This window comes from Klebsiella sp. CN_Kp088, from assembly GCF_040064335.1.
Lineage (GTDB): Bacteria > Pseudomonadota > Gammaproteobacteria > Enterobacterales > Enterobacteriaceae > Klebsiella > Klebsiella aerogenes.
In genome coordinates this window covers 34,445-52,392 of sequence record NZ_JBEAIQ010000015.1, presented here as the reverse complement: position 1 = coordinate 52,392, position 17,948 = coordinate 34,445, and the positions used below count along the sequence as shown (strand labels likewise).

The following is a 17,948-nucleotide window of genomic DNA, read 5'->3' as shown; positions in this document are numbered from 1 at the left end:
GTGATCGGCAATGGGCGCAGACCCAACCTGATGCACTGGATGTGGCCCGATGGAGACCTGCATGAACCTCTGGCAACAAAATTACGATCCGGCTGGTAATATCTGGCTATCGAGCCTTATCGCCTCACTGCCGATTCTGTTTTTCTTTTTCGCCCTGATTAAGCTCAAGCTTAAAGGCTATATCGCCGCCACCTGGACCGTAGCCATCGCGCTGCTTGTCGCCCTGCTGTTCTATAAAATGCCGGTCGACCGCGCCTTATCGTCGGTGGTATACGGCTTCTTCTACGGCCTGTGGCCTATCGCGTGGATTATCATCGCCGCGGTCTTCGTCTATAAAATCTCGGTGAAGACCGGGCAGTTCGACATTATCCGCTCGTCGATTCTTTCGATTACACCGGACCAGCGCCTGCAGATGCTGATTGTCGGCTTCTCCTTCGGCGCCTTCCTCGAAGGGGCCGCCGGTTTCGGCGCGCCGGTGGCGATCACCGCCGCGCTGCTGGTCGGGCTCGGCTTCAATCCGCTATACGCCGCCGGACTGTGCCTGATTGTTAACACCGCGCCGGTGGCCTTCGGCGCCATGGGGATCCCGATTCTGGTCGCCGGCCAGGTGACCGGCATCGATAGCTTCGCCATCGGCCAGATGGTTGGCCGCCAACTGCCGTTCCTGACCATTATCGTGCTGTTCTGGATCATGGCGATTATGGACGGCTGGCGCGGGGTGAAAGAGACGTGGCCTGCGGTGATGGTCGCAGGCGGCTCGTTCGCTATCGCGCAGTACCTCAGCTCTAACTTCCTCGGCCCGGAACTGCCGGACATCATCTCTTCGCTGGTGTCGCTGGTATGCCTGACGCTGTTCCTCAAGCGCTGGCAGCCGGTACGTATCTTCCGCTTTGGCGATATGGGCGCCGCGCAGGTTGATCAAACGCTGGCGCGCACGCATTACACCGCCGGTCAGGTCATTCGCGCCTGGTCGCCGTTCCTGTTCCTCACCGCCACCGTCACCCTGTGGAGCGTACCGCCGTTTAAAGCGCTGTTTGCGCCGGGCGGGGCGATGTATGACTTCGTGGTTAACATCCCGGTACCGTTCCTCGACAAAATGGTCGCCCGTATGCCGCCGGTGGTAAGCGCCGCGACGCCGTACGCCGCGGTGTATAAATTCGACTGGCTGTCGGCGACCGGCACCGCCATTCTGTTCGCCGCTATACTGTCTATCGTCTGGCTGCGTATGAAGCCAAAGGATGCGCTGACCACTTTCGCCGGGACGTTGAAAGAGCTGGCGCTGCCGATTTACTCCATCGGCATGGTGCTGGCGTTCGCCTTTATTTCAAACTACTCCGGGCTGTCATCGACGCTGGCGTTGGCGCTGGCGCATACCGGCCACGCGTTTACCTTCTTCTCGCCGTTCCTCGGCTGGCTGGGGGTCTTCCTGACCGGTTCGGATACTTCGTCTAACGCGCTATTCGCCGCGCTGCAGGCGACGGCAGCCCAGCAAATCGGCGTCTCCGATATTCTGCTGGTCGCCGCGAATACCACCGGTGGGGTGACAGGCAAGATGATTTCGCCCCAGTCGATCGCCATTGCCTGCGCCGCGGTAGGCCTGGTGGGTAAAGAGTCGGACCTGTTCCGCTTTACCGTCAAGCACAGTCTGATCTTCACCTGCATGGTGGGCCTGATTACCACCCTGCAGGCTTATGTCTTAACCTGGATGATTCCGTGAAAGTGATGCCAAAACGCCTGGCTGACGACGTCGCAAATCGCGTCCGGGCGCTGATAGAAGAACAACAGCTGGAGGCGGGCATGCGTTTGCCCGCCGAGCGCCAGCTTGCCGTCCAGCTCGGTGTTTCACGCAATTCGCTGCGTGAAGCGCTGGCGATGCTGGTCAACGAAGGGGTGCTGCTTAGCCGTCGCGGCGGCGGCACCTTCGTGCGCTGGCAGCATGAGCCCTGGTCGGAGCAAAACATCGTCCAGCCGCTGAAAACGCTGCTCGCCGACGACCCCGACTACAGTTTTGATATTCTCGAAGCCCGCCACGCTATTGAAGCCAGCACCGCCTGGCATGCGGCGATGCGGGCCACCGACGCCGAAAAAGAAAAAATCCGCCTCTGTTTTGAAGCCACCCTCAGCGATGACCCGGATCTCGCCTCACAGGCGGATGTTCGCTTCCACCTGGCGATCGCTGAAGCCTCACATAATGTGGTGCTGCTGCAAACCATGCGCGGTTTCTTCGAGCTTCTGCAATCCTCAGTGAAGCAGAGCCGCCAGCGCATGTATCTGGTGCCGCCGGTGTTCGCGCGTCTGACCGAACAACATCAGGCGGTAATGGAAGCGATCTTCGCCGGCGACGCGGAAGGCGCCCGCCAGGCGATGATGGCCCACCTCGGTTTTGTCCACGCCACCATTAAACGTTTTGATGAAGACCAGGCCCGCCAGGCGCGTATTACCCGCCTGCCCGGTGACCACAATGAAAATTCCAGGGAGAACTCGTGATGATTATTTCCGCCGCCAGCGACTATCGCGCCGCCGCACAGCGTATCCTGCCACCATTTCTGTTCCACTATATCGACGGCGGCGCCTACGCCGAACATACCCTGCGCCGCAACGTTGAAGACCTCTCCGACGTGGCGCTACGCCAGCGCATTCTGCGCAATATGTCGGATCTGAGCCTGGAAACCACGTTATTCAACGAAAAGCTGGCGATGCCAACGGCGCTGGCGCCGGTCGGGCTGTGCGGCATGTACGCGCGCCGCGGCGAAGTGCAGGCAGCGGGCGCGGCGGACGACAAAGGCATCCCGTTTACCCTCTCTACCGTTTCCGTTTGCCCGATTGAAGAGGTCGCCCCGACCATCAAACGCCCGATGTGGTTCCAGCTGTATGTCCTGCGCGATCGCGGATTTATGCGCAATGCGCTGGAGCGCGCCAAAGCCGCAGGCTGCTCCACGCTGGTCTTTACCGTGGATATGCCGACCCCCGGCGCGCGCTATCGCGACGCCCATTCTGGCATGAGCGGCCCAAACGCCGCCATGCGCCGCTACTGGCAGGCCGTCACTCATCCGCAGTGGGCATGGGACGTCGGTCTCAACGGCCGCCCGCACGACCTGGGCAATATCTCCGCCTACCTCGGCAAACCGACCGGGCTTGAGGATTACATCGGCTGGCTGGCGAATAATTTCGATCCGTCGATTTCATGGAAAGACCTGGAGTGGATCCGCGACTTCTGGGACGGCCCAATGGTGATCAAAGGGATCCTCGACCCGGAGGACGCCCGCGATGCGGTGCGCTTCGGCGCTGACGGCATTGTCGTCTCCAACCACGGCGGCCGCCAGCTTGACGGCGTGCTCTCTTCCGCCCGCGCCCTGCCCGCCATTGCCGATGCGGTTAAAGGCGACATCACTATTCTCGCCGACAGCGGTATCCGCAACGGTCTCGACGTGGTGCGGATGATCGCCCTGGGCGCCGACAGCGTGCTGCTGGGCCGCGCGTATCTGTACGCGCTGGCGACCCACGGCAAGCAGGGGGTGGCGAATCTGCTCAACCTTATCGAGAAAGAGATGAAAGTGGCGATGACGCTGACCGGGGCGAAATCCATCAGCGAAATCAGCCGCGATTCGCTGGTGCAGAATGCCGAAGCGCTGCAGACCTTCGATGCGCTCAAGCAGGGCAACGCCGCGTAATTCCCCGCGTTTTCCCTTACGCCGCCCCTCTCCCTCAGGGTGAGGGGCCCGTCCGGCTGGAATCGGTTTTCTCCTTCTCCCTCTGGGAGAGGGTCGGGGTGAGGGTTCAACAAATATCTGCTATTCTGCCACCCGCAATTAAGGGGGCAGTATGCTGAACATCGTGTTATTCGAACCAGAAATCCCGCCGAACACCGGCAATATCATCCGCCTGTGCGCCAACACCGGCTTCAATTTACATATCATTGAGCCGATGGGCTTTACCTGGGACGATAAACGTCTGAGACGCGCCGGGTTGGATTATCACGAGTTCACCGCCGTACAGCGCCACGCGGATTACGCGGCGTTTGTCGCCAGCGCGAAGCCGCAACGGTTGTTCGCCCTCACGACTAAAGGCACGCCCGCCCACAGCGCGGTAAGCTATCAGGATGGTGATTTCTTGATGTTTGGTCCGGAAACGCGCGGCCTGCCGGCCAGCATCCTCGATGCCCTGCCGGCGGAGCAAAAAATCCGTATTCCGATGATGCCGGACAGCCGCAGCATGAACCTGTCAAACGCGGTGTCGGTGGTGGTGTATGAAGCCTGGCGTCAGTTGGGATACCCCGGCGCCGTGTTGCGCCGCTAACCTGAGCGGTTCCCGGATTGCGGCGCGCTGCGCCTTATCCGGGCTACTTTCTGAGCTTCGCGGCGGCAAATAGCAATAAATCAAATCCCGTCGCCGTACTCGAAAGTATGGTGAATCCCATTAAAATGCTGATCCATATCCATCGCTGGCTTGTCGCTCTCCGGCTTGCCGACGATGCGCGCCGGTACGCCTGCGGCGGTGGTATGCGGCGGCACAGGTTGTAGCACCACGGAACCGGCGCCAATCTTCGCCCCGCGCCCGACTTCGATATTGCCGAGGATCTTCGCCCCGGCGCCAATCATCACGCCTTCGCGAATTTTCGGGTGACGGTCGCCGCTGGTTTTACCGGTACCGCCGAGGGTCACAGACTGCAGGATGGATACGTCGTCTTCAATCACCGCCGTTTCACCGACCACGATACCGGTGGCGTGGTCGAGCATGATCCCACGGCCAATCTTCGCCGCCGGATGAATATCGACCTGGAACGAGACGGAAACCTGGTTCTGCAGGAAAATAGCCAGCGCGCGGCGACCCTGATTCCACAGCCAGTGGCCGATACGATAGGCCTGCAGCGCATGGAAGCCTTTCAGGTACAACAGCGGCGTTGAGTATTTATCGACCGCAGGGTCACGGGTACGTACCGCCTGGATATCACAGGCGGCGGAAGCGATCATCTCCGGGTCTGCGGCATAAGCCTCTTCCACCACTTCGCGAATAGCGATAGCAGGCATAATCGGCGAGGCCAGCTTATTCGCCAGCATATAGCTCAGGGCGCTGCCCAGATTTTCGTGCTTGAGTAGCGTTGCGTGGTAAAAACTGGCGAGCATCGGCTCACAGTCGGCCAAAGCCCGGGCTTCGGCTTTAATATTGTTCCAGACGATATCCAGTTCTTCACACGGCATTGCATACTCCAGACGATAAGAATTATGACCGGTCAGTTCTTCGCTGACCGGGTCATACAGGTAACAGACTTTCCCTGCGGCTAGTTGGCGCTGCGTTCGTCCTTGCGTGCGCGACCCAATAAGGTCAATGCTGCCTCGCGCGCAATTTTTCCGCAATACAATACCTGATAAATTTCCTCGGTTATTGGCATTTCGACGCCTAAACGCTGCGCCAGAACGCGAACCTCTTTGGTATTGCGATAGCCTTCAACCACCTGGCCAATCTTGTCCTGCGCGCTTTGCACGTCCATGCCCTGTCCGAGCATCATGCCAAAACGGCGGTTTCGCGATTGGTTATCGGTACAAGTCAGTACCAGGTCGCCCAACCCGGCCATGCCCATGAAGGTTTCCGGATCGGCGCCCAGCGCCGCCCCGAGACGGGACATTTCCACCAGACCACGGGTGATCAACGCCGTACGTGCATTCGCGCCAAAGCCGATACCGTCAGACATCCCGGCGCCGATGGCGATAACGTTTTTCACCGCGCCGCCCAGCTGCACGCCGATAAAGTCCGGGTTGATGTAGACGCGGAAGCTTTTACCGCAGTGCAGCAGGCGCTGAAGGTCTTCCGCAAACTGCGGATCCGTCGCCGCCAGAGAAATCGCCGTCGGCAGGCCGGCGGCCAGCTCTTTGGCGAAAGTCGGACCGGAGATGACCGCTAATGGGATGTCATCGCCCAGCGCTTCACGCGCCACGTCCTGCAGCAGACGGCCAGTTTCGGCCTCCAGGCCTTTCGTCGCCCACACCAGACGCGCATCTGAACGCATCAGCGGTTTAATCTGGCGCAAAACCTGACCGAAGACGTGGCTCGGCACCACCACGAGGATATCGCGGCTGGCGGCCAGCGCCGTCGCTAAATCGCTCTCAAGGCGCAGCGTGTCCGGGAAGGGCACATCGGGAAGGAACGCGGCGTTGCAGCGATCGTGTTGCAGCGTCGCGATATGTTTCGGGTCATGGCCCCAGAGGACAACCTCGTGGCCATTTCTTGCCAGGGTGATGGCAAGAGCGGTGCCGTAAGAGCCGGCACCGATCACAGTCATTGCAGCATTAAGCGCGTTCATCAGGCATCCTGATGTTGTTCAGCACCTTCGCCAGCCTGCTGTTGCAGATAGTTCATAAACAGCGCGTCAAAGTTCACCGGCGCAAGGTTCAGTTGCGGGAAGGTGCCGCGGGAAACCAGGCTGGTAACGGTCTCGCGAGCGTACGGGAACAGAATGTTCGGGCAGTACGCGCCGAGGCAGTGCGCCATCTGGTTGCCATCGATGCCGTCGATGGAGAAGATACCGCCCTGCTGTACTTCGCACAGGAATGCGGTTTCTTCGCCCAGCGATGCCGTTACGGTGACACGCAGCACCACTTCATAAACGCCTTCAGCCAGTTGGCTGGAAGCGGTATCCAGATCAAGTTTAACTTCCGGCTGCCAATCTTTCTGGAAAACTTGCGGCGCATTTGGCGCTTCGAAGGAAACGTCTTTGGTGTAGATGCGCTGAATCTGGAAAGTCATTTCGGTGCTGTTTTGTTCTGACATAGTAAAACCCTTTCGTGTTGTCCTTAAATACGCGCCCCTGGATGGGGAAAGCGTAAAAATTAGCGCAAGAGGGGATCAAGTCCACCACGTGAATCAAGCGCATACAAGTCGTCACAGCCGCCAATGTGCTGCGCATCAATAAAAATCTGCGGAACCGTCGTCCGGCCGCTGCGCTGGATCATCTCTTCACGCTTTGCGGCATCGCCATCGATAGGCAGTTCGTTGAACGTCACGCCCTTGCTGTTCAGCAGCGCTTTAGCGCGGATGCAAAACGGGCAGGTCGCTTTGGTATAGATCTCAATATTGGCCATGACTCACTCCTGTTTTTACCCCGAGGGATTTTACGCCGCAGAGGCTCCCCGCCGCCTGAGAGGTTATCGGGGGAACCGCTGCGCCATAACGACGCGGGGGTAAATTATTTGCCGCGTACCAGCGGAAGGTTCTCGCCGCTCCAGCCTGCGATGCCTTCTTTCAGTACAAAGACTTTTTCGAATCCGGCTTTATTCAGCAGGCTGGCAGGTTCTTGCGCCTGCATGCCGGACCCATCCACAACAATAATGGGTTGTGCTTTGTGTTTTTCCAACTCGCCGACGTTATTTGCTTTGATATCGGCAGGCAGCAGATTGATAGCGCCGGCGATATGGCCTTTACGGAAGTCGTCACGCTGACGCAGGTCGACAACAACGGCTTCTTCTTTGTTGATAAGACGCGTCGCTTCACCACGAGTAATGACTTTAACTTTTGACATCAAGCCTTTAAAGGTGGTGAACAGTACCGCACCCAGCAGCGCGATCCACGCGATGCTCAGGACCGGGTGACGGCCGATGAATTGCATAATTTCTTGCATGGGGGGTTACAACTCCCGACTAAGTGATAAAAAAACCAGGGAAGGAGTATACCTGTGCATTGCGGCAAATACAGCCAGTGAGCGCGATGTAATGTATTTTCTGCGGCCCGTCACGAAAAAAAAACCGACTTCGCCATCGACTGTGGCGTCACCCCTTCCCTTTCTTTGATCTTTTACGGTGATTTGATCGATTCAGCTGTAGTAAAATTACGCAAATTTTCTGTCTTTGAGCATGAGGTTGTCGCAATGTCGGTTACTAAAAAACCTATGGTACTGGTGATTCTGGATGGCTACGGCTACCGTGAAGACCAGCAGGATAACGCCATTTATAGCGCGAAAACGCCGGTAATGGACGCACTGTGGGCAAAACGCCCGCACACCCTGATTGATGCATCCGGTCTGGAAGTCGGCCTGCCTGACCGCCAGATGGGTAACTCCGAAGTGGGCCACGTTAACCTCGGCGCGGGCCGTATCGTGTATCAGGATCTGACCCGTCTGGACGTTGAAATCAAAGAACGCACCTTCTTTGCCAACCCGGTGCTGACCGGCGCGGTCGACAAAGCCGTCGCCGCCGGTAAAGCGGTACACATCATGGGCCTGATGTCGCCTGGCGGCGTTCACAGCCACGAAGACCACATCATGGCGATGGTAGAACTGGCTGCGGAACGCGGCGCAGAGAAAATCTATCTGCACGCTTTCCTCGATGGCCGCGACACGCCGCCGCGCAGCGCTGAAGCGACGCTGGCTAAATTCGAAGCTAAATTCACCGCGCTGGGCAAAGGCCGTATCGCCTCTATCATTGGCCGCTACTACGCCATGGACCGCGACAACCGCTGGGATCGCGTAGAGCAAGCCTATGACCTGATGACACTGGCCAAAGGCGAATTCCAGGCCGACACCGCCGTGGCGGGCCTGCAGGCAGCCTACGCGCGTGACGAAAACGACGAGTTCGTCAAAGCGACCGTTATCCGCGCCGCCGGCCAGGCCGATGCCGCAATGGAAGACGGCGACGCGCTGATCTTCATGAACTTCCGCGCTGACCGCGCGCGCGAAATCACCCGCGCCTTCGTTAACGCCGACTTCGACGGCTTCGCGCGTAAGAAAGTGGTTAACCTCGATTTCGTGATGCTGACCGAATACGCCGCCGACATCAAAGTCGCTTGCGCTTATCCACCAGCTTCACTGGTGAACACTTTCGGCGAGTGGATGGCGAAGCACGACAAAACCCAGCTGCGCATCTCCGAAACCGAGAAATATGCGCACGTGACCTTCTTCTTTAACGGCGGGGTAGAAAATCCGTTCAAAGGCGAAGACCGTATTCTGATTAACTCGCCGAAGGTCGCCACTTACGACCTGCAGCCGGAAATGAGCTCCGCCGAGCTGACCGAGAAACTGGTTGCGGCCATCAAAGGCGGTCAGTATGACACCATCATCTGCAACTACCCGAACGGCGATATGGTAGGCCATACCGGGGTGATGGAAGCCGCCGTGAAAGCGGTTGAAGCGCTGGATCACTGCATTGAGCAAGTGGCCGCGGCCGTTGAATCCGTCGGCGGCCAGCTGCTGATCACCGCCGACCACGGCAACGCCGAACAGATGCGCGATCCGGCGACCGGACAGGCGCACACCGCGCATACTAACCTGCCGGTTCCGCTGATCTACGTTGGCGACAAAACGGTGAAAGTGGCCGAAGGCGGCAAGCTTTCCGACATCGCGCCAACCATGCTGTCGCTGATGGGAATGGAAATCCCGCAAGAGATGACTGGCAAGCCGCTGTTCATCGTGGAATAATCCTTCCCCATGAGGGGAAAGGCGACTTATTCAAATACATGGATCGCAACGGCTGTTCGATCCGTTCTTTACGCCAGCGCGCTTAGCGCTGGCGTATTGCTGTGCGCCGCATCCGCTCACGCCGATGACCGCGACCAGTTGAAATCCATTCAGGCCGATATCGCCGCCAAACAGCGCGCGATTAAGCAACAGCAGCAGCAACGCGCCTCCCTGCTCGCCCAGTTAAAAGCGCAGGAAGAGGCCATTTCCGCCGCCGCGCGCAAACTGCGTGAAACTCAGGATACTCTCAATCAGCTCAATAAGCAGATTGACGACATGAACGCGTCTATCGCTAAGCTGGAGCGCCAGCGCGCCTCCCAGGAACGGAATCTCGCCGCGCAGCTTGACGCCGCGTTCCGCCAGGGGCCGCACACCGGCATGCAGATGATCCTCAGCGGTGAAGAGGGGCAGCGTAACCAGCGCCTGCAGGCCTATTTTGGTTACTTTAACCAGGCCCGTCAGGAAACCATCGCCCAGCTCAAGCAGACGCGCGAAGAAGTCGCGGTGCAGAAATCGATGCTGGAAGAAAAACAAAGCCAGCAGCAAACGCTGGTTTACGAGCAAAAAGCGCAGCAGGCCAAGCTTGAGCAGGCGCGCAACGAGCGTAAAAAGACGCTCTCCAGCCTCGAATCCTCCATTCAGAAAGGCCAACAGCAGCTCAGCGAACTGCGCGCTAACGAATCGCGCCTGCGCGGCCGCATCGCCCAGGCGGAAGCGGCAGCCAAAGCCCGCGCCGACCGCGAGGCTCGTGATGCCCAGGCGGTACGTGACCGCCAGCAGGAGGCCTCGCGCAAAGGCACCACCTATAAACCAACCGAAAGCGAACGTTCGCTGATGTCGCGAACCGGCGGCCTCGGCGCGCCGCGCGGGCAGGCCTTCTGGCCGGTACGCGGAACAATTCTTCATCGTTATGGCGAACAGCTGCAAGGTGAACTACGTTGGAAAGGGATGGTTATCGCTGCGTCTGAAGGCACCGAAGTCAAAGCCATTGCCGATGGCCGGGTGATCCTCGCCGACTGGCTACAGGGCTACGGCCTGGTGGTGGTCGTTGAACACGGCAAAGGCGACATGAGTCTTTACGGCTATAACCAAAGCGCGCTGGTCAGCGTCGGTACCCAGGTCCGCGCGGGCCAGGCTATCGCGCTGGTAGGCAGTAGCGGCGGTCAGGGTCGTCCGTCGCTCTATTTCGAAATTCGCCGCCAGGGTCAGGCGGTCAATCCACAGCCGTGGTTGGGAAGATAAGTTTTGCTTCAATTTCGCATGATTGCACTTGCTGTAGCCGGTTCACTGGCTATAGCTGCGCCGGTTTTTGCCGGTAAACTCTCCATCGTTATCGATGATTTCGGCTACCGCCCGCAGACGGAAAATAAGGTACTAGCGCTGCCGCCCACCATCTCCGTCGCCGTACTGCCGAATGCCCCCCACGCCCGGGAAATGGCCACTAAAGCGCATAATCTGGGCCATGAAGTGCTGATCCATCTGCCGATGGCGCCGCTCAGCAAGCAACCGCTGGAAAAAGACACGCTGCGCCCGGATATGAGCAGCGATGAGATCGAACGTATTATCCGTGAGGCTTACGGGAAAGTGCCTTACGCCGTCGGGCTGAACAACCACATGGGTAGCGCCATGACCTCTAACCTGTTCGGCATGCAGAAGGTGATGCAGGCTCTGGAACGCTACAATCTCTATTTTCTCGATAGCGTGACCATCGGCAACACCCAGGCCATGCGCGCCGCCCAAGGTACCGGCGTGAAGGTGATTAAACGCAAAGTGTTTCTCGACGACACCCAGAACGAGGCGGATATCCGCACTCAGTTCAATCGCGCCATCGCGCTGGCGCGGCGTAATGGTTCGGCAATCGCCATTGGTCACCCACACCCTTCAACGGTGCGGGTACTACAGCAAATGGTCTATAACCTGCCGCCGGATATCACGCTGGTGCGCCCGAGCAGCCTGCTGAACGAACCGCAGGTCGACAACTCGACGCCGAACACGCCCGTCCAACCAAACGCGCCGCAACAGCAGAAGCCGCGTAACCCGTTCCATGGCGTGAAGTACTGCAAACCGAAGCGTCCGCTGGAGCCGGTGAACGCCAGCCGCTTCTTTAGCATCCTCAGCGAAAGCATCAGCCAGAGCGCGCTGGTCCAGTATTACCAGCTGAAATGGCAGGGCTGGGACAGCCCCACCAACTAATCTTCATCAGGGATCCGTGCGCTTCTCCGTCACGGTTCCCTGCTGCTTACCATTGTAGGCATACCAGGCTTTAAAATACTTCATGAAGCTGTACAAGGTGGCGTACAAACCGGTTACGGCCCCCACCTTGCCGCTACGCCAGGCGCCGCTGAATAAATACCACTTAAAAAACGCACCGATGGCGCTGATAATCCCGCGGCTGAGCGACGGCCTGACCTTCTGCATCTTCACCAGCCGGGTGGTATAGCTGTTGAGCTTGTTAAACACTTCATGCAGTGAATAGAAGGTATCGTGGCGGACAAAGCCCGGCAGCCTGGTCGAGGTCAGATGGCCGACTACCTGATCGTCTACCGGACGCTGGTTAAAACTGGCCCGCTGACGGTTGAACAGACGTACCGGGTAATCCGGCGATGAGATGGGATAGATGGTCCGCACCTGTTCGCCAAGCACGAACCAGTAGCGCGGCAGGCGCCACGCGCAGGTCGGATCCGGCTCCTCTCCCGCCTTAAGCGCCAGAATCGCCGCAACCACTTCATCATCGAGGATTTCGTCGCTATCCATGCACAGCACCCAGTCATGAGTCGCCAGCGAGGTCGCATAGTTCATCTGCATGCCGTGGGCGGCATAGGGGTGATGGTGAACCGTTAAGCCAAACTGCTGACATATCTGTAGCGTTTCATCCATACTGCCGGAATCAACGACAATAAACTCATCTGCCACCCGCAACAACGGCGGCAATACTTCCCGTAATAAGCGGGCCGAATTACAGGTCAGCAAGCATACTGAGAGTTTAAACATAGTGTTTATGCGATTAAACGAAGAGTAAACTAACTGTATAAACGAATAGGTAAAAAATCGATGCAGAAATAGTGCGATAGATACGTATTATTTTAGAAATGTTATCCAAATCTAAATAAATCTACCTTGAGATAAATTTCATCACATTGCCCGATACCACCGGGTGTCAGTTATCTGGTTTGAGATGCCCTCTCCTTATGTACCCCCGTTTGTCACTCATACGGTCCGCTTTGCTGTCATCGTAAAGAGCGGCATAGATCCAGTATTTGTTAATAGTGCGTATTTTCACCACCACGTCATCAGCCATAACGGAATATGTATTATTCGCATTATCATCTGGCCATTCTTTGAATGAAAGCTGATTCCATTCATGCTGTAAATGATATGTCGTTAACCAGGGATAGCGCCCGTCCCCGCCGCAGGAGACCTGAGCATTCATATCGTCTATATTTGATGCAGGTTTATTTTGCACAGGAACAAAAGAAAGCAATACGGCGCTATAATTCTCACTGCTGCATTCGGTATACTGCGCGATATTATTAACCAGCAGACTACCCTGCTGGTTAACGTACCACTCGCGAAATTTGATAAAATTTTCCGGGATATCACTAAAGTTCTGCCGAATAAACAGCAACTGTTCTTTCAGCGTTCCCTTAACATATATATTGATGACTTTTTTTAATTTCCCCTGGTCATCCAGCCAATAATAGCGAAATCCGAGGGCAGGAACATTAATGGTCGCGTTATCGCTCCATTGCGCCTTCCAGTAGGCTTGCAGTACGCCATGCTCAAGCCTGCGCTCAGCCTGAATGCCAAAACTTACCATTAGCAGTAGTACCGGCAAGATAATATTCTTCAATTGCCAAAGACGGCTGATAAAAATAGGGTGTGCCATATATCTCATCCTTGTTATATGAAGATATGGCAGAATATAAATAAACCCGACACCAGTTCAATAGTGACCGTAGTAATAACAATAACTTTATTATCGATATATATGAAAAGGATAAGCTGCCCATGATTCATGGGCAGCAAGAATGCTTATTATCGTCATCCTGACGATAATTCGCTTAATCCCAGCTCAGTATCACTTTGCCAGACTGGCCGGAGCGCATCGCGTCAAAGCCTTTCTGGAAGTCATCAATACCGAAACGGTGGGTGATAATCGGCGAAAGATCGAGGCCAGACTGGATCAGCGCCGCCATCTTATACCAGGTTTCAAACATTTCGCGGCCGTAAATCCCTTTGATAAACAGCCCTTTGAAGATGACCTTGGTCCAGTCGATAGACATATCCGACGGAGGAATACCCAGCATCGCAATACGTCCGCCGTGGTTCATGGTATCGAGCATGGTACGAAACGCCGGCGGCGCGCCGGACATCTCCAGACCCACGTCGAAGCCTTCGGTCATCCCCAGCTCCGCCATCACATCGTTAAGATTCTCTTTCGCCACGTTGACCGCGCGGGTGACGCCCATTTTACGCGCCAGCTCCAGACGATATTCGTTAACATCGGTAATCACCACGTTACGCGCGCCGACATGTTTCGCCACTGCCGCGGCCATCACGCCGATCGGGCCAGCGCCGGAAACCAGAACATCTTCACCGACCAGGTCGAAGGAAAGCGCGGTATGCACAGCGTTGCCGAACGGGTCGAAGATGGATGCCAGATCGTCAGAGATATTATCCGGGATTTTGAAAGCGTTGAAGGCCGGGATCACCAGATATTCAGCGAAACAGCCCGGGCGGTTTACCCCCACGCCGATGGTATTACGGCACAGATGGGTACGACCGCCACGGCAGTTGCGGCAATGTCCGCAGGTGATATGCCCTTCGCCGGAAACGCGATCGCCAAGCTTAAAGCCGCGAACTTCCTGACCGATACCCACGACTTCGCCAACGTACTCATGCCCCACCACCATCGGAACCGGAATGGTTTTCTGCGACCATTCGTCCCAGTTATAGATGTGCACGTCGGTACCGCAAATCGCGGTCTTACGGATTTTAATCAGCAGATCGTTATGGCCGACTTCCGGTTCCGGTACGTCGGTCATCCAGATGCCTTCTTCCGCTTTCAGTTTGGATAACGCTTTCATCTCACACCCTTATTAGGCGATGACGCCCAGTTGTTTGCCGATGCGGGTAAAGGCTTCCACCGCACGTTCAATTTGTTCAGGGGTATGCGCCGCCGACATCTGGGTGCGAATACGCGCCTGGCCTTTTGGAACCACCGGATAGAAGAAACCGGTGACGTAAATACCTTCTTTCTGCAGTTCACGCGCGAATTCCTGCGCGATGGTGGCTTCACCGAGCATCACCGGGATGATTGCGTGGTCGGCGCCTGCGAGGGTAAAGCCTGCGGCGGTCATTTTTTCGCGGAACAGGCGCGCGTTAGCCCACAGGCGATCGCGCAGTTCGCTGCCCGCTTCCACCATCTCCAGCACCTTGATAGAAGCGGCGACGATGGCCGGCGCCAGGGAGTTGGAGAACAGATAAGGACGGGAACGCTGGCGCAGCCACTCAACGACTTCTTTGCGCGCGGCGGTGTAACCGCCTGACGCGCCGCCCAGCGCTTTACCCAACGTACCGGTGATGATGTCGACGCGGCCCATCACGTCGCAATATTCATGGGAACCGCGGCCATTTTCGCCGACAAAGCCCACGGCGTGAGAATCATCGACCATCACCAGCGCATCATATTTATCCGCCAGGTCGCAGACGCCTTTCAGGTTGGCGATCACCCCGTCCATGGAGAAAACGCCATCGGTGGCGATCAGCACGTGGCGAGCGCCAGCTTCGCGCGCTTCTTTCAGACGAGCTTCCAGCTCCTGCATATCGTTGTTGGCATAGCGGAAACGCTTCGCTTTACACAGGCGCACGCCGTCGATGATCGACGCATGGTTCAGCGCATCAGAGATAATAGCGTCTTCCGGCCCCAGCAGCGTTTCAAACAGGCCGCCGTTGGCATCAAAGCAAGAGGAGTAGAGAATCGCGTCTTCCATACCGAGGAAATCCGCCAGTTTTTTCTCAAGCTGCTTATGCGTGTCCTGGGTACCGCAGATGAAGCGCACCGAGGCCATCCCGAAGCCGTGGCTGTCCATGCCGGATTTCGCCGCGGCGATCAGTTCCGGGTGGTTCGCCAGGCCCAGGTAGTTGTTGGCGCAGAAGTTAATGACGTGGCTGTCGCCGACGGTGATGTCCGCCTGCTGAGCCGAAGTAATGATACGCTCTTCTTTAAACAACCCTTCCGCGCGCGCGGTATCCAGGTCATTGGTTAACTGTTTGTAGAAATCACCACGCATTGCAACTCTCCAGATTCGGCAAAATTTGGCACATATTACCCAAAGCTATACGTTGATACGAGATGATGCATGCCTGAATGAATTATTTGCAGCATAAATCACGCGCAGCCAGCACCTTTTCGGCGAATGGCTGAAGCCTTTCGGATGTAGTGATATGATATGAGTATTCGTGTCCGGATTGTCTCCGGACCCTCTACTTCAAAGGTACAGTTATGATCATCGTAACCGGCGGCGCAGGCTTTATCGGCAGCAACATCGTTAAAGCCCTGAATGACAAAGGCATCACCGATATTCTGGTTGTAGACAATCTGAAAGACGGCACCAAATTCGTAAACCTGGTGGATCTGGACATCGCTGACTACATGGATAAAGAAGATTTTCTGATCCAGATTATGGCTGGCGAAGAGTTCGGCGAGGTCGAAGCGGTATTCCACGAAGGCGCCTGCTCTTCCACCACCGAGTGGGACGGCAAGTATGTGATGGATAACAACTATCAGTACTCCAAAGAGGTGCTGCACTACTGCCTGGAGCGTGAAATCCCGTTCCTGTACGCCTCTTCCGCCGCTACCTACGGCGGGCGCACCAGCGACTTTATCGAATCCCGCGAATTCGAAAAACCGCTGAACGTCTACGGCTACTCAAAATTCCTGTTCGACGAATACGTCCGTCAGATCCTGCCGGAAGCAGATTCGCAGATCGTCGGCTTCCGTTATTTCAACGTCTACGGGCCGCGCGAAGGCCACAAAGGCAGCATGGCGAGCGTGGCCTTCCACCTCAATACCCAGCTGAATAATGGCGAAAATCCGAAACTGTTCGAAGGCAGCGATGGATTCAAACGCGACTTCGTCTATGTCGGCGACGTCGCCGCGGTGAACCTGTGGTTCTGGGAAAATGGCGTTTCCGGTATCTTCAACCTTGGTACTGGCCGCGCGGAATCCTTCCAGGCGGTCGCCGATGCGACCCTGGCTTTCCATAAAAAAGGCAGCATTGAGTACATCCCGTTCCCGGACAAACTGAAAGGCCGCTACCAGGCATTCACCCAGGCCGATCTGACTAACCTGCGTAAAGCGGGCTATGACAAACCGTTCAAAACCGTTGCCGAAGGCGTAACGGAATATATGGCCTGGCTCAACCGCGACGCGTAAGAAACAAGCATGAAAATATTGGTGATAGGCCCGTCTTGGGTGGGCGACATGATGATGTCGCAAAGTCTTTATCGTACGCTCAGGGCGCGCTATCCCCAGGCGATTATCGACGTGATGGCGCCGGCATGGTGCCGTCCGTTGTTATCGCGCATGCCGGAAGTCAATGAAGCGATTGCCATGCCGCTGGGCCACGGCGCGCTGGCTATCGGCGAACGCCGTAAACTCGGCCACAGCCTGCGCGATCGTCGTTACGATCGCGCTTATGTGCTGCCGAACTCGTTTAAATCGGCCTTGGTGCCTTTCTTTGCCAACATCCCGCTGCGCACCGGCTGGCGCGGCGAAATGCGCTACGGCCTGCTCAACGACGCCCGCGTGCTGGATAAAGACGCCTGGCCGCTGATGGTGGAGCGCTACGTAGCGCTGGCCTACGACAACGGCGTCATGCGCTGCGCTAAAGACCTTCCACAGCCGCTGCTGTGGCCGCACCTGCAGGTCAACGACGGCGAAAAATCACAGGCCTGCAACGCCTTTAATCTCTCAAACGATCGGCCAATTATCGGCTTCTGCCCCGGCGCGGAATTCGGCCCTGCAAAACGCTGGCCGCATTATCACTACGCCGCGTTGGCGAAAAAGCTCATTGACGATGGTTATCAGATAGCGCTCTTCGGCTCAGCAAAAGATAACGATGCCGGCAAAGAGATCATCGCCGCGCTCAGCAGCGAGCAGCAGGCCTGGTGCCGTAACCTGGCTGGCGAAACCCAGCTGGAACAGGCCGTGATCCTGATTGCCGCCTGTCAGGCCGTGGTCAGCAACGATTCTGGGCTGATGCACGTTGCCGCCGCCCTGGACCGCCCGCTGGTGGCGCTGTACGGCCCGAGCAGCCCGGACTTTACCCCGCCGCTGTCGCACAAAGCACGGGTTATTCGCCTGATTAGCGGCTACCACAAAGTGCGCAAAGGGGATGCCGCTGAGGGCTATCATCAAAGCCTTATCGACATCACTCCAGAGCGCGTCCTGCAGGAGCTGAACGAACTGTTGACGGAAAAAACCGAGCACGAGGAAGCGTAA

18 protein-coding genes are annotated in these 17,948 nt (G+C 57.0%); 9 read left to right on the top strand and 9 right to left on the bottom strand.

Going from position 1 to position 17,948, the window contains the following annotated elements; all coding sequences use genetic code 11:
• Window positions 1-61 precede the first annotated feature (61 nt).
• From lldP to trmL, 4 genes are all read left to right on the top strand, one after another.
• Window positions 62-1,717 carry an L-lactate permease gene (gene lldP / locus ABLV08_RS05465; RefSeq protein ID WP_015369185.1) on the top strand — a complete coding sequence of 552 codons (1,656 nt, stop codon included), beginning with the start codon at window positions 62-64 and terminating at the stop codon, window positions 1,715-1,717.
• Window positions 1,714-2,487, top strand: a complete 774-nt coding sequence (gene lldR, locus ABLV08_RS05460) for a transcriptional regulator LldR (RefSeq protein ID WP_015369184.1) — start codon at window positions 1,714-1,716, stop codon at window positions 2,485-2,487. Before lldP ends, lldR begins: the two co-directional genes overlap by 4 nt.
• A complete protein-coding gene (gene lldD / locus ABLV08_RS05455) occupies window positions 2,487-3,671 on the top strand; it encodes an FMN-dependent L-lactate dehydrogenase LldD (protein WP_015369183.1) in 1,185 nt (394 codons plus the stop codon). The genes lldR and lldD overlap by 1 nt, the downstream gene beginning before the upstream one ends.
• A gap of 151 nt (window positions 3,672-3,822) precedes the next feature.
• The gene (trmL, locus tag ABLV08_RS05450) at window positions 3,823-4,296 is read left to right on the top strand and encodes a tRNA (uridine(34)/cytosine(34)/5-carboxymethylaminomethyluridine(34)-2'-O)-methyltransferase TrmL (RefSeq protein ID WP_015703791.1); all 474 of its coding nucleotides are present in this window, start codon (window positions 3,823-3,825) and stop codon (window positions 4,294-4,296) included.
• Between the two features lie 80 nt (window positions 4,297-4,376).
• On the opposite strand, the gene cysE is transcribed toward trmL, so the two are convergent.
• From cysE to ABLV08_RS05425, 5 genes are all read right to left on the bottom strand, one after another.
• Entirely contained in the window at window positions 4,377-5,198 is an 822-nt protein-coding gene (cysE, locus tag ABLV08_RS05445; RefSeq protein WP_004106845.1) for a serine O-acetyltransferase, read from the bottom strand.
• A gap of 80 nt (window positions 5,199-5,278) precedes the next feature.
• On the bottom strand, window positions 5,279-6,298 hold the full coding sequence (gene gpsA, locus ABLV08_RS05440) for an NAD(P)H-dependent glycerol-3-phosphate dehydrogenase (protein ID WP_015369181.1): 1,020 nt from the start codon (window positions 6,296-6,298) through the stop codon (window positions 5,279-5,281).
• A complete protein-coding gene (gene secB, locus ABLV08_RS05435; RefSeq protein ID WP_015369180.1) occupies window positions 6,298-6,765 on the bottom strand; it encodes a protein-export chaperone SecB in 468 nt (155 codons plus the stop codon). Before secB ends, gpsA begins: the two co-directional genes overlap by 1 nt.
• A 59-nt stretch (window positions 6,766-6,824) precedes the next feature.
• Window positions 6,825-7,076 (bottom strand): glutaredoxin 3, encoded by a 252-nt coding sequence (grxC, locus tag ABLV08_RS05430; protein ID WP_015369179.1) that lies wholly within the window; start codon window positions 7,074-7,076, stop codon window positions 6,825-6,827.
• Window positions 7,077-7,180: 104 nt separating this feature from the next.
• Complete coding sequence (locus ABLV08_RS05425; RefSeq protein WP_015369178.1) at window positions 7,181-7,612, bottom strand: rhodanese-like domain-containing protein; 432 nt, start codon at window positions 7,610-7,612, stop codon at window positions 7,181-7,183.
• Window positions 7,613-7,858: 246 nt separating this feature from the next.
• On the opposite strand from ABLV08_RS05425, the gene gpmM reads away from it, so the two are divergent.
• The 3 genes from gpmM to ABLV08_RS05410 are packed head-to-tail and all read left to right on the top strand — an operon-like array spanning window position 7,859 to window position 11,635.
• A complete protein-coding gene (gene gpmM, locus ABLV08_RS05420) occupies window positions 7,859-9,403 on the top strand; it encodes a 2,3-bisphosphoglycerate-independent phosphoglycerate mutase (protein WP_015703792.1) in 1,545 nt (514 codons plus the stop codon).
• 9 nt (window positions 9,404-9,412) lie between these two features.
• Window positions 9,413-10,684 carry a murein hydrolase activator EnvC gene (envC, locus tag ABLV08_RS05415; RefSeq protein ID WP_032706535.1) on the top strand — a complete coding sequence of 424 codons (1,272 nt, stop codon included), beginning with the start codon at window positions 9,413-9,415 and terminating at the stop codon, window positions 10,682-10,684.
• Window positions 10,685-10,687: 3 nt separating this feature from the next.
• On the top strand, window positions 10,688-11,635 hold the full coding sequence (locus ABLV08_RS05410) for a divergent polysaccharide deacetylase family protein (RefSeq protein WP_032706536.1): 948 nt from the start codon (window positions 10,688-10,690) through the stop codon (window positions 11,633-11,635).
• A 6-nt stretch (window positions 11,636-11,641) separates the two neighbouring features.
• Here the strand turns inward: ABLV08_RS05410 and ABLV08_RS05405 are convergent, their stop codons facing one another.
• The 4 genes from ABLV08_RS05405 to kbl form a co-directional block, all read right to left on the bottom strand.
• Window positions 11,642-12,433: a glycosyltransferase family 2 protein gene (locus ABLV08_RS05405; protein WP_020077689.1), complete on the bottom strand. Its 792-nt coding sequence runs from the start codon at window positions 12,431-12,433 to the stop codon at window positions 11,642-11,644.
• Between the two features lie 166 nt (window positions 12,434-12,599).
• On the bottom strand, window positions 12,600-13,328 hold the full coding sequence (locus ABLV08_RS05400; protein WP_015369173.1) for a hypothetical protein: 729 nt from the start codon (window positions 13,326-13,328) through the stop codon (window positions 12,600-12,602).
• Between the two features lie 175 nt (window positions 13,329-13,503).
• Window positions 13,504-14,529 carry an L-threonine 3-dehydrogenase gene (gene tdh / locus ABLV08_RS05395; protein ID WP_032709392.1) on the bottom strand — a complete coding sequence of 342 codons (1,026 nt, stop codon included), beginning with the start codon at window positions 14,527-14,529 and terminating at the stop codon, window positions 13,504-13,506.
• Between the two features lie 12 nt (window positions 14,530-14,541).
• Entirely contained in the window at window positions 14,542-15,735 is a 1,194-nt protein-coding gene (gene kbl / locus ABLV08_RS05390; protein ID WP_015703795.1) for a glycine C-acetyltransferase, read from the bottom strand.
• A gap of 212 nt (window positions 15,736-15,947) precedes the next feature.
• On the opposite strand from kbl, the gene rfaD reads away from it, so the two are divergent.
• Both rfaD and rfaF read left to right on the top strand, forming a co-directional pair.
• Window positions 15,948-16,880: an ADP-glyceromanno-heptose 6-epimerase gene (gene rfaD / locus ABLV08_RS05385; protein WP_015703796.1), complete on the top strand. Its 933-nt coding sequence runs from the start codon at window positions 15,948-15,950 to the stop codon at window positions 16,878-16,880.
• 9 nt (window positions 16,881-16,889) lie between these two features.
• Window positions 16,890-17,948, top strand: coding sequence for an ADP-heptose--LPS heptosyltransferase RfaF (gene rfaF / locus ABLV08_RS05380; protein ID WP_262830563.1), 1,059 nt, complete (start codon window positions 16,890-16,892; stop codon window positions 17,946-17,948).

Bases quoted from the DNA above. Each gene is read 5' to 3' on its own strand.
- ABLV08_RS05400 (WP_015369173.1), bottom strand. From the start codon at position 13,328: ATGGCACACCCTATTTTTATCAGCCGTCTTTGGCAATTGAAGAATATT.
- rfaD (WP_015703796.1), top strand. From the start codon at position 15,948: ATGATCATCGTAACCGGCGGCGCAGGCTTTATCGGCAGCAACATCGTT.
- rfaF (WP_262830563.1), top strand. From the start codon at position 16,890: ATGAAAATATTGGTGATAGGCCCGTCTTGGGTGGGCGACATGATGATG.
- gpmM (WP_015703792.1), top strand. From the start codon at position 7,859: ATGTCGGTTACTAAAAAACCTATGGTACTGGTGATTCTGGATGGCTAC.
- lldP (WP_015369185.1), top strand. From the start codon at position 62: ATGAACCTCTGGCAACAAAATTACGATCCGGCTGGTAATATCTGGCTA.
- tdh (WP_032709392.1), bottom strand. From the start codon at position 14,529: ATGAAAGCGTTATCCAAACTGAAAGCGGAAGAAGGCATCTGGATGACC.
- trmL (WP_015703791.1), top strand. From the start codon at position 3,823: ATGCTGAACATCGTGTTATTCGAACCAGAAATCCCGCCGAACACCGGC.
- ABLV08_RS05425 (WP_015369178.1), bottom strand. From the start codon at position 7,612: ATGCAAGAAATTATGCAATTCATCGGCCGTCACCCGGTCCTGAGCATC.
- envC (WP_032706535.1), top strand. From the start codon at position 9,413: ATGAGGGGAAAGGCGACTTATTCAAATACATGGATCGCAACGGCTGTT.
- gpsA (WP_015369181.1), bottom strand. From the start codon at position 6,298: ATGAACGCGCTTAATGCTGCAATGACTGTGATCGGTGCCGGCTCTTAC.
- kbl (WP_015703795.1), bottom strand. From the start codon at position 15,735: ATGCGTGGTGATTTCTACAAACAGTTAACCAATGACCTGGATACCGCG.
- lldD (WP_015369183.1), top strand. From the start codon at position 2,487: ATGATTATTTCCGCCGCCAGCGACTATCGCGCCGCCGCACAGCGTATC.
- ABLV08_RS05405 (WP_020077689.1), bottom strand. From the start codon at position 12,433: ATGTTTAAACTCTCAGTATGCTTGCTGACCTGTAATTCGGCCCGCTTA.
- cysE (WP_004106845.1), bottom strand. From the start codon at position 5,198: ATGCCGTGTGAAGAACTGGATATCGTCTGGAACAATATTAAAGCCGAA.
- secB (WP_015369180.1), bottom strand. From the start codon at position 6,765: ATGTCAGAACAAAACAGCACCGAAATGACTTTCCAGATTCAGCGCATC.
- grxC (WP_015369179.1), bottom strand. From the start codon at position 7,076: ATGGCCAATATTGAGATCTATACCAAAGCGACCTGCCCGTTTTGCATC.